Annotated in this window: 7 protein-coding genes; 6 read left to right on the top strand and 1 reads right to left on the bottom strand. The window is 46.2% G+C overall.

Annotation, left to right across the window (positions count from 1 at the left end; all coding sequences use genetic code 11):
- Positions 1 to 349 precede the first annotated feature (349 nt).
- Positions 350 to 1642 carry a diaminobutyrate--2-oxoglutarate transaminase gene (gene ectB / locus F6K20_RS17020; protein ID WP_071102071.1) on the top strand — a complete coding sequence of 431 codons (1293 nt, stop codon included), beginning with the start codon at positions 350 to 352 and terminating at the stop codon, positions 1640 to 1642.
- A 6-nt stretch (positions 1643 to 1648) separates the two neighbouring features.
- A complete protein-coding gene (locus F6K20_RS17015) occupies positions 1649 to 2608 on the top strand; it encodes a glutamate cyclase domain-containing protein (RefSeq protein WP_008179105.1) in 960 nt (319 codons plus the stop codon).
- Here F6K20_RS17015 and ectB (F6K20_RS17010) read toward each other — a convergent pair.
- Entirely contained in the window at positions 2600 to 3853 is a 1254-nt protein-coding gene (ectB, locus tag F6K20_RS17010) for a diaminobutyrate--2-oxoglutarate transaminase (RefSeq protein ID WP_287295399.1), read from the bottom strand. The genes F6K20_RS17015 and ectB (F6K20_RS17010) overlap by 9 nt on opposite strands.
- Positions 3854 to 4170: 317 nt before the next feature.
- Here ectB (F6K20_RS17010) and F6K20_RS17005 point away from each other — a divergent pair, with 317 nt between their 5' ends.
- From F6K20_RS17005 to F6K20_RS16990, 4 genes are all read left to right on the top strand, one after another.
- Positions 4171 to 4989 carry a class I SAM-dependent methyltransferase gene (locus tag F6K20_RS17005; RefSeq protein WP_287295397.1) on the top strand — a complete coding sequence of 273 codons (819 nt, stop codon included), beginning with the start codon at positions 4171 to 4173 and terminating at the stop codon, positions 4987 to 4989.
- 73 nt (positions 4990 to 5062) lie between these two features.
- A complete protein-coding gene (locus tag F6K20_RS17000) occupies positions 5063 to 5194 on the top strand; it encodes a hypothetical protein (RefSeq protein WP_287256871.1) in 132 nt (43 codons plus the stop codon).
- An 89-nt stretch (positions 5195 to 5283) separates the two neighbouring features.
- A complete protein-coding gene (locus F6K20_RS16995; RefSeq protein ID WP_287295395.1) occupies positions 5284 to 6303 on the top strand; it encodes an ABC transporter ATP-binding protein in 1020 nt (339 codons plus the stop codon).
- Positions 6304 to 6382: 79 nt separating this feature from the next.
- The gene (locus F6K20_RS16990) at positions 6383 to 7273 is read left to right on the top strand and encodes an ABC transporter permease (RefSeq protein WP_008179095.1); all 891 of its coding nucleotides are present in this window, start codon (positions 6383 to 6385) and stop codon (positions 7271 to 7273) included.
- The last annotated feature ends 117 nt before the right edge of the window (positions 7274 to 7390 follow it).

The following is a 7390-nucleotide window of genomic DNA, read 5'->3' as shown; positions in this document are numbered from 1 at the left end:
TTCGTGAGCTGAACTGAAATCTTAGTCTTGACGGGATTTCGGCTTAGATATTGCCATTTGGACACGAAGGTTTAAGGCCGGTCAAAGATCATGGAATCCCCGTCTTTTTAAAGCGGGGAGTGTCAAGCTAACTGTCAGCTTAAGAGTTAAGTGTTAGCTGACTAATGTAGCTGACTAATGTAGCTGAGTCATGACATCCTGGCGATTCCTACCCTAGGATTTGGTGAGTTGATGAAAAGAGAAATGGGTGAGGGGGTGAGTAGGAATCGCCACCAGTTGAAAGGTAAGTAGCAGAACCTTGAGGTAGCTTGCGGAAAGCATCACGTATAACACTAATGAGGATAATCTCATGAGAATCTTCAATCAATTGGAATCCAATGTGCGAAGCTACTGCCGTTTATTTCCCACGGTGTTTAAAAAAGCACAAGGAGCTGTTCTAGAAGATAAAGAAGGTATTAAGTACATTGACTTTCTGAGTGGAGTGGGTACCCTCAATTACGGACATAACAACCCACAACTAAAAGAACGACTGCTGGGTTATCTGGAGTCCGACGGTATTGTCCATGGTCTCGATTTAGCAACCGTAGCGAAAGAGGAGTTTCTCGAAGCTTTTGAAGCCATTATCCTTAAACCCAGGCAATTGAATTACAAAGTTCAGTTTCCTGGACCAACAGGAACCAATGCTGTGGAGGCAGCTCTAAAACTGACCCGCAACATAACGGGACGGGAAACGGTCATTGCCTTTTCCAATGGCTACCATGGCGTAACCCTAGGTTCCTTAGCAACAACTGCCAACATTTCCCAGCGAGACGCTGCAGGACTCACCACCACAGGCGTAACCTTTATACCCTATGATGGGTACTTGGGTTCGGATATTGATACTACAGAGTACCTAGACAAAGTCCTTTCCGACAGAGGTAGTGGGGTAGCGCTTCCAGCAGCAGTGATTGTAGAAACAATTCAGGGAGCAGGTGGGGTCAATGTAGCCAGCTTTGAGTGGTTGCGATCGCTTGAAAAAGTCTGTCGTAAACATGATGTGCTTTTAGTTGTAGACGACATTCAAGTCGGATGTGGACGGACTGGTTCCTTTTTCAGCTTTGAACAAGTAGGTATTTCCCCTGACATTGTTACTATCTCCAAATCCTTGAGTGGATTTGGTCTTCCTTTCTCATTGGTGCTGATCAAACCCGAATTAGACCAGTGGAAACCAGGTCAACACAGTGGCACCTTCAGAGGACCTAACCTAGCCTTTGTTACCGCCAAAGCAGCCTTGGAAATTTATTGGCAAGACGACAGTCTTTCAGCCTCCGTTAAACAAAAAGGAACCATAATGCAGCTTCGATTGGAACAGATCGCAAAAAATAACCCGGAGGCCGGTTTTTCTGTTAGAGGCAGGGGCATGATTCAGGGCTTAGACTGCAAAGATGGCAACCTAGCTAATAGAGTAATTCGGACAGCCTTTGCTAATGGGCTAATCATGGAAACAGCTGGCGCACAGGGGCAGGTGATTCGATGTCTCCCGCCTTTAACAATTTCCGAAGAAGTATTAGACAAAGGGCTAGACCTCCTCGAAAATAGTGTCAACCAAGTCATCCAGGAGACAGTTTCTAAAAAGTTAGTTGATTTAGGAGCATCTGTTTAATTGCTTATGACTGCTGCATTTGGAAATTCTCCAGAAGTCAAAACCCGGATAGAAAAAATTGAAAACATCTGTGGACGGGATATAGGTAATGGTATAGAGCCCCTTGTGGAGGCTGCCAAGGGGGGGCTGCTTGGTGCAGCTCGCTCCATCGCGGAACATCCATCCCCCCATGTGGCTATTATGACAGGCTTTTTTGTTCCCCATGGAACTCCTCCAGCGGCGGAAACGGATGGCCCCATCGGTTGCGCTCACCTAGCAGCGGCATTACTTAGAGTTGGAATCCCTGTCCGTCTAGTTACCGATCCTCTATGCCTTAATGCTGTCAAGGTTGCTGCTCGGGCAGCAGGAATACCTGCTCAAGTTCCTTTTGATGTCGTTCCTGTCGATGCAGCGAGTGCAGAAGATCCCTCCGTTTCTTCTATTGTGAATTCATGGCAAAGTGCTGAACCACCAGTTTCCCATGTTATCTCTATTGAAAGAGCAGGCCCAAGTTACGATGGTACTGTCCGAAATATGATCGGGAATGATATCACCGCTCATACCGCTCCTTTGCATCTCCTATTTATCCTAAGTGAAATAATTTCCATTGGAATTGGTGATGCTGGCAATGAACTAGGTATGGGAACACTTCCTAAAGAACTCATTGCCAAAAGTATTAGCACAGGAGAACAAATTGCCTGCAATATTCCTTGTAATCACCTCATCGTTTGCGGTGTATCAAATTGGGCAGCAATCGGGTTACTCACTGCTGTTGGTTTACTCCGACCAGACTTGAAATCTAAGTTAACTGAGGGATTAACCTTAGAGACCGATAAACATATTTTGACCACTGTGGTCAAAGAGGGACCAGCGGTAGATGGAGATACAGCAGTCCAAGAGCTTGCAGTTGATACTTTACCCTGGGAATATCATGGTAAAGTCTTGACAGAAATTTTAGAAGCTGCTGGTTTGACAAAGTCAGTTTGAGAGAGCAGCTCCAATGCTTTCCTCCAAAATATCTAGCCCTTGGGTCAAAGTGTCGGGATCAATCGTTAATGTAGACTGAAGATTAATCACTTCTTTGTTCACTCCCATGGGTTCAAAGATTAAACCCCGCTTGAAAGCTTCATTACTAACTTTTTTAGCCAGCCCCTTTTGTTCACAGGCGATTCCTTGAATCAAACCAAGTCCTCGATGTTCGCCGCCGACTTCTGGATAACGAGTGATCATGTCTTTGAGTCGGCTCTTCATGACCTCACCTTTGTCCGCGATTTCCTGGGCAAAAGTATCTGTCTCCCAGTACTCGTCGAGAGCAGCTGTGGCAGTCACAAAAGCTAGATTATTGCCTCGGAAAGTCCCACTGTGTTCCCCTGGTTTCCAACAGTCTAAATCAGGTCGAATCAGCACTACAGCCATCGGGTTTCCATAGGCGCTTAAAGATTTAGCCAGACAAACTAAATCAGGTTTTAACCCTGCCCGCTCAAAGCTAAAGAAAGGACCAGTTCGACCACATCCCACTTTAATATCATCAACAATTAGCAAAATTTCTCGCTCTTGAGTGATCTGGGCAAGGCGTTGCAGCCAAGGAACACTAGCCACATTAATTCCTCCCTCAGATTGAACAGTTTCTAGGATAACTGCTGCGGGTTTTTCCTGATTTATGCTCAGGTCATCAACCAGTTTTTCTAAGTAATCAAGACTGTCGTCTTTGGTGCCATTTTTATCCTCGAACGGCACCGTTAAGACATTACCGAGGGGAATGCCCGCAGCCTTTTGATAGGTCGGATTAGGTGTAACAGCTAGGGCACCTAAAGTATGACCGTGGTAGCCTTTGGTAAAACAGATCACTGTTTTTCGACCAGTCACTTTACGGGCTAGCTTCAAAGCAGCCTCCGCAGAATTAGTCCCTGTAGGACCGGTAAACATAACTTTATAGTTTAGTCCTCGCGGTATTAAGATTACTTCCTCGAAACGTTCTAGAAACTGCTGCTTGGCAGAGGTGAACATATCCAGGCTGTGGGTGATGGCATCTGACTCAATGTATTCGAGGAGACGCTTTTTGAGCTTGGGGTTATTATGTCCGTAGTTGAGGGCACCAGCACCTGCCAAGAAATCTATATAAGTACGCCCACTCTCATCTATCAAGGTATCTCCCACTGCCTTGGTAAAGACTGTTGGAAACAATCGACAGTAGCTTCGGACTTCTGACTCAAGCTTGGTGAAAATGTTCATATGCTAAACCTGCCTATTGTTATTATTTTCAAGTAGGTGATACAATTATGTGTGGTGTACCAAACGCGAAGCGATTCCATTTTATTCACTTTACTTTACGAACACCGGAACCTATAAAACTATATACTATTTAGGGGGACTATAGCAATCCTAAGTCATTTGTGAAAACCAAAATTATCCTTAAAAATCTTATAAGGCACAACAACTGGTATACCCTGATAAAAGAGCAAGTTGAACAATTCAAATAGGATTGCTATAGTCTAAATTTTGATCAGTATCAGAAACCAACAAGAGCGTGGAATTAACTGGGATTAACTATGCAAAAAAGTAGATTTACCGAAGCTCAGACCGAGGCATTGTTTGATGATCGCGAACGAGACCAACGTTTCCGCAGTTTCTGGGATCCAGAAGGCAGTCTCCACTGGGGTTATTTCGAAAACTTAGCCAAGGCTCGGCCTGAGGACTTTGTGCCAGCCTGCAAGCGCTGGGATGAATATATGCTGGAACAGAGCGGTATTACTGCCGACTCCCGGGTACTAGAAGTTGCTTGTGGAAATGGCAACGCTGCCGTTTGGCTGGCTCAGCAAACGGGATGTGAGGTAGTAGGAATCGATATTAGTAGCAGTTATATCGAGAATGCTCGAGCTAAGGCTAGTAATTTCCCCTCTTTGCGGGTGAGCTTCCAAAAGGAATCAGCCCTTAACCTACCTTTTCCAGATGGCTCCTTTACCCATGCCTGGAGTCAAGGCGCTCTTTACCACATCCACGAGCTTGATAAAGCTCTGGCGGAGGTTCACCGTGTCCTAGGGGTAGGAGGAATCTTCCTGTTTGATGACTTGGTAACACCAATTGAGGAAGTTAGTGAGGCAGCCCGCAAGCACGTTTACAACCGACTGCTGTTTGAGCCGACATTTAGCCCCGAAGTCTATGCAGAAAAACTCACTGAGATCGGATTTAACGTTTTGCAGGTAAAGGACTTGAGCGCACACCTGAACAAGAGTTACGAACTGGTGTCTGAGCTGGCTCGGGAGGGCTATCCAGATTTGAGCGCTGCCTTTAAGAAAACCCAGGAGGCAATTGCCGCTGGTGAGTTAGGCTGGTGCTTTTGTCTGTGTGAAAAGGTTAGCGATCACTAATCCGTAACAAGTTAAGACAGCTACGCCATATATTGAGTGTAGATTGAGTGTATATTAAGTGTAGCTTGAGTGGATGCGATTGACCTTGGCCTTTTGGCCACGCTACGCGAATGGTCACGCTTTGCGATGCTCGGTACGAGCCGCTACGCGATCGCATCCAGAGACTGGGCTATACACCCAATCACTCCTCAGCAGTTTTGGTTAAAAACAATACATCTTACCCCTAACCAGGGCAAGGGGCTACAATAACAAGTGTTGAGATTTGTGTATCCCTGACCGGCATAGGGAAAGCTTATGGCTGCTGCTGTATTAATCCAGAACCTCCAAAAACGCTATGGAGATGTCCACGCCGTCAAAGACATCTCCTTACAAGTTGAACCGGGTCAAATTTTTGGCTTACTCGGTCCTAATGGTGCCGGTAAAACCACCACCATTCGTTGCCTATGCACTCTCACGGCACCGGACGCTGGAAAAATTGAGGTATCTGGCATTTCAGTACTACACAATCCTAGGGCAGCACGCCGCCGCCTAGGCTATGTAGCCCAAGAAGTTGCCCTAGATAAGGTACTCACTGGTAAAGAACTACTCCAATTGCAAGCTGACCTCTATCACCTCCCCAAAGCAGTTGCCAAAGAACGCATCAATAAACTGCTTGACATTTTGCAGCTCAAGGAGTATGCCAATAAAAAAACGGGCGTTTACTCTGGTGGTCTGCGTCGGCGGCTGGACTTAGCCGCTGGCTTACTCCACCAACCCGATGTTTTAGTACTAGACGAACCCACAGTAGGTCTTGACATTGAGAGCAGATTTGTGGTATGGGAACTGTTGCAAAAGTTGCGAGACTCAGGAACCACATTACTAATCACCAGCCACTACCTCGAAGAAATAGACGCATTAGCTGACCAAGTCGCAATTATTGACAAAGGCTTGATCATAGCTGAGGGGACACCATCTCAGTTAAAGGATAGTGTTGGAGGCGATCGCATTACCCTGCGCATCCGGGAATTCTGCCCCATGGAAGAAGCTAAGGAAGCCAAAGATATGCTTCAGTCCTTGCCCTTTGTGCGAGAGGTGATTATTAACAGCAATCAGGGCAATTCCCTTAACCTTGTGGTTAAACCCCAAAGCGATGCCTTAATGATCATTCAGCAAGCCTTAAAAGACGTTAGTTTACCAACCTTTGGCATTGCTCAGTCGCGACCTAGCCTAGATGATGTTTACCTGGCTGCCACAGGTAAAACCCTGATGGATGCTGAACTGGCTGAGGCTGGGAAACGGGATCCCAAGGCAGAGCGTAAACAAAATATGGCCTAAAGGAGAGATAGGACAGAGCTTAGTGGAAAGTAAATAAAGATTGCTCCAATTATTGTAAGAATCTATTGTAGAAATAAATATGAGTGAAACCTTTACCCCTCCTAAATCCGACCTTAACTGGCAACCAGACCTTACTGCACCAATCCCAGTCAATGATACTCCTGGTGTAAGTGAATTTATCCAAGAAACCCTAGCCCTAACCAAACGCCTGTTTATTCAGCTGCAACGGCGACCTTCTACCTTAATGGCTGGTATTATCCAGCCCCTAATGTGGCTAATCCTATTTGGGGCATTATTCCAAAACGCTCCTCAAGGGATTTTTGGCGAGAGTTTGAGCTATGGCAAATTCCTAGGTGCAGGTGTGATTGTGTTTACCGCCTTTGCTGGAGCACTCAATGCTGGCTTACCGATCATGTTTGACCGGGAATTTGGTTTCCTCAACCGCTTACTCGTAGCTCCGTTAGTATCTCGTTTCTCTATTGTTGCAGCCTCAGCCATATATATAATCGCTCTGAGTTTGTTGCAAACTGTGGCAATTGTCACCGCCAGTGCCTTTTTAGGAGCCGGTTTACCCAACCTAGCTGGTCTGGCTATGATTGCCTTGATTGTATTCTTGCTGGTGGTGGGAGTCACAGCCCTCAGTCTAGGACTAGCATTTGCTCTACCGGGTCACATTGAACTAATTGCAGTCATTTTTGTTACCAACTTACCCCTACTGTTTGCCAGCACAGCCCTTGCTCCTCTGTCCTTCATGCCGAAATGGTTACAGGTAGTAGCCAGTCTTAACCCCCTCAGCTATGCCATTGAACCAATTCGCTATCTCTATCTCCACAATGACTGGTCTTTTGGTAGTCTTGTGATGCAGGCTCCTTGGGCATCTATTACCTTTGGCCAATCCCTATTGGTATTGCTTGGTTTTAGCACAGTCGTATTACTCGCAATTTCTCCACTACTGAGCCGCCGCTTGTAACTATTCACCCTAGAGCCTTAGCCATAGGCCGGTGTTACCCTTGCTAGCCGGGGGCGGGGAGATGGGGAGATGGGGAGATGGGGAGATGGGGAAAACCCGAAAGACCTCACTGCATCA

This window comes from Moorena sp. SIO2C4, assembly GCF_010672485.1.
GTDB classification, from domain to species: Bacteria; Cyanobacteriota; Cyanobacteriia; order Cyanobacteriales; family Coleofasciculaceae; genus Moorena; species Moorena producens.
Note: the sequence above shows the minus strand (reverse complement) of the source record. Positions and strands in the feature narration are given on the sequence as shown.